The sequence below is a fragment of the Pseudonocardia pini genome (assembly GCF_013870575.1).
Lineage (GTDB): Bacteria > Actinomycetota > Actinomycetes > Mycobacteriales > Pseudonocardiaceae > Pseudonocardia > Pseudonocardia pini.
This window is the reverse complement of the sequence record NZ_JACBXB010000740.1, coordinates 1-2746: the sequence shown is the minus strand read 5'-3', so window position 1 is coordinate 2746 and position 2746 is coordinate 1. Positions and strand designations below refer to the sequence as shown.

At 72.9% G+C, this 2746-nt stretch carries 3 protein-coding genes; 1 reads left to right on the top strand and 2 read right to left on the bottom strand.

All coding sequences use genetic code 11. The features are described from left to right. Both H5J29_RS28130 and H5J29_RS28125 read right to left on the bottom strand, forming a co-directional pair. The coding region (locus H5J29_RS28130; protein WP_181784013.1) for an ATP-binding cassette domain-containing protein at nucleotides 1–310 on the bottom strand (310 nt) is incomplete at its 3' end. Continuing rightward, nucleotides 307–1434: a sugar ABC transporter substrate-binding protein gene (locus H5J29_RS28125; protein ID WP_181784012.1), complete on the bottom strand. Its 1128-nt coding sequence runs from the start codon at nucleotides 1432–1434 to the stop codon at nucleotides 307–309. The genes H5J29_RS28130 and H5J29_RS28125, both read right to left, overlap by 4 nt. 285 nt (nucleotides 1435–1719) lie before the next feature. On the opposite strand from H5J29_RS28125, the gene H5J29_RS28120 reads away from it, so the two are divergent. Beyond that, nucleotides 1720–2562, top strand: a complete 843-nt coding sequence (locus tag H5J29_RS28120) for a mycofactocin-coupled SDR family oxidoreductase (protein ID WP_181784011.1) — start codon at nucleotides 1720–1722, stop codon at nucleotides 2560–2562. Nucleotides 2563–2746: the final 184 nt, after the last annotated feature.

Genomic DNA, 2746 nt, shown 5'->3' with positions numbered 1-2746 from the left:
CGGTCGTCCGCTGGCCGAGCCGCAGGTTGTCCACGACGGGGAGGGCGTCCACGAGACCGAGGTCCTGGTGGATGAACCCGACCTCGGGACGGCCGTCGAGGGAGGAGACCCGCGCACCCTGCAGCTCGATGGCGCCCGCGCTCGCCGGGTACACCCCGGCGAGCACCTTGATCAGGGTCGACTTGCCCGCACCGTTCGGCCCCATCAGCCCCACGAACTCGCCCTCGGCGACCTCCAGGTCGATGCCCCGCAGGACCGGCACCCGACCGAACGCCTTGTCGAGGCCGGTGACCCGCAGGGCGGGCGTCACGGCGAGGTCCACAGCTTCTCGAACCCCGCCCGCCAGTCGCCGGAGGGCTGCAGCGGCGGCTGGTAGCCGGCCACGTTGGTCGTGGTCAGCAGCGCCGTCGGCAGGCTCGTCACCGCCCAGCCGGGCTTGCCCGCCTTGGTGCGGGCGATCATGTCGACGGCGCCCCAGGAGGCGAAGTCGATCGGGGACGCGACATCCGCACCCAACGCCGGGTTGCGCTGCTCCAGCATGGCGACCACGATGGGATCGGCGTCGTAGCCGCTGATCACCAGGTCCTTCCGCCCGGTCTGCGCCAGGGTCGTGGTCATCGGGGCGACCAGGCCGTCGTAGTACGCGACCGCATCCGTGAACCCGGTCCCGCCACCGGACAGGAACGCGGTCCACTGCGGGGGCCCGGGCAGCGTGGAGTCCGCCGCCGGGATGGTGATCTCCTCGTAGCTGCAGCCCGCGCACTGGTCGAGCACCCGCTTGAGGCCGTCGGTCCGGGCGACCACGCCGTTCGACGCGGGCTCGACGGTGATCGCGACCTTCGCCCTCCCCTCGGTGCGGTCCACGATGTACCAGCCGAGGGCCTCACCCTGGGCCTCGAAGTCCGAGGTGACGTCGATGACCCCGGCCGCGCGGTTGTCGTCGCCCGAGGTGCACATCGAGCAGGCGACGACCACACCCGCGGCCAGCGCCCGGTCGATCGACGCCTTGATCGTGTTCACGTCGATCGCGTAGAGCAGGATGCCGTCCGCCTTCTGCTGGACGGCCTGGTCGACGAACCCGCCCTGGACCGCGGGCGAGAACTGCCCGTCGAACGGGCCGAGGGCCTGCCAGCCGAGCGCCCCGACCGCGTCCTGCATGACCTTCGCCTGCTCGGCGTGCACCGGGGCCTGGAAGCCGCCGACCACGATCGCGGCGGTCCCGGACCCCGCCGCGAACCCCTCGGTCGGCATCGGGAACACGGGGTCGAGCCGCGTCGCGGCGGTGACCCGCTGCTGGGCCGTGCTGATCAGCTCGGTGTCGGGGAGGGCCTGCGCCGCGGAACCGCCGCCCCCACCGCCGCCCTGTGCGCAGCCGGCGACCAGGAGCAGGGCTCCCGCTGCCAGCGCAGTCGACAGTCGTCCGATCCTCTTCATTGCCTCTCCTTCGGGGCGCGAGGGGCCGACGTCCGGGGAACGTGCGCCGGACGGGCGACTCGAGACGGGATGTGGGAGGAAGGTAAGGACCCTCACCTGCCGGCCGTACTGACACATGCGCTAGCACCGCCTCCTGCGACCGGGTCGCTGCGGCGTTCGGCGCTCCGGGCTGGTCGCTCCGGCCCAGCGGGGACCTCCGAGGACTGGCACCAGTGCCAGGTTCCCCGGCGGGGGCGGCGGACCAGGATCGCGGGGTAGGACCTCGCGCGACGAACGGAGACGTCCATGAGCACCACCCTCGAGGGCAAGGTGGCCTTCGTGACCGGCGCAGCCCGCGGGCAGGGCCGCAGCCACGCGATCGAGCTGGCCCGCGAGGGCGCGGACATCATCGCGGTCGACGTCGCACACGACCTGCCGGAGCTCGGCCTCGGCTACGCCCTCGGGACGGCCGAGGACCTCGCGGAGACCGCCGCCGAGGTCGAGAAGCTGGACCGGCGGATCGTGACCGCCGAGGTCGACGTGCGAGACGGCGCCGCGCTGGCCGCCGCGCTCGACGCCGGGGTGGCCGAGCTGGGCGGGCTCGACATCGTCGCGGCCAACGCCGGCATCGCCGCGAACTCCGTGCCGACCCACGAGATCACCGACGAGGCGTGGGAGCAGATGCTCGCCATCAACCTCACCGGCGTGTGGAAGACGTCCAAGGCGGCCGTCCCGCACCTCGTCGCGGGCGGACGGGGCGGCTCGATGATCCTCACCAGCTCCATGGCGGGCCTGCGCGGCTACCAGGGCATCGGCGCCTACACGGCGGCCAAGCACGGCGTCGTCGGGCTGATGCGGGTGCTCGCCTCGGAGCTGGCCCAGCACTCCATCCGCGTCAACAGCGTGCACCCGACCCAGGTCGAGACGCCGATGCTGCTCAACGACGCCACGTACAAGATCTTCCGCCCGGACCTGGAGAACCCCACGCTGGAGGACTTCATCCCGGCCTCGGCGGGCATGCACGCGCTGCCGGTGCCGTGGGCCGAGCCGCGCGACATCAGCCGGGCGGTCGTGTTCCTGGCGTCGGAGGACTCCCGGCTCATCACCGGCGTCACGCTCCCGATCGACGCGGGCCTGATGGTCAAGTAGCCCCACTGGCGTTCCGGACAGTTCCCGGGCCGCCGCGCCGCCGTGAGACTCGGGGGGACACCCGATTCCGGAGGGCGAGGCGGCGATGAGCCAGTTCGAGGAGCAGACCGGCCAGAAGGGACGGGCGGGCCGGCGGTTCGCAGGCCGCACCGCGGTGGTGACCGGCGCGGCGGGGGAGATCGGT

Excerpts from the sequence above, each read along its gene's own strand:
- H5J29_RS28125 (WP_181784012.1), bottom strand. The coding sequence starts at position 1,434 with ATGAAGAGGATCGGACGACTGTCGACTGCGCTGGCAGCGGGAGCCCTG.
- H5J29_RS28120 (WP_181784011.1), top strand. The coding sequence starts at position 1,720 with ATGAGCACCACCCTCGAGGGCAAGGTGGCCTTCGTGACCGGCGCAGCC.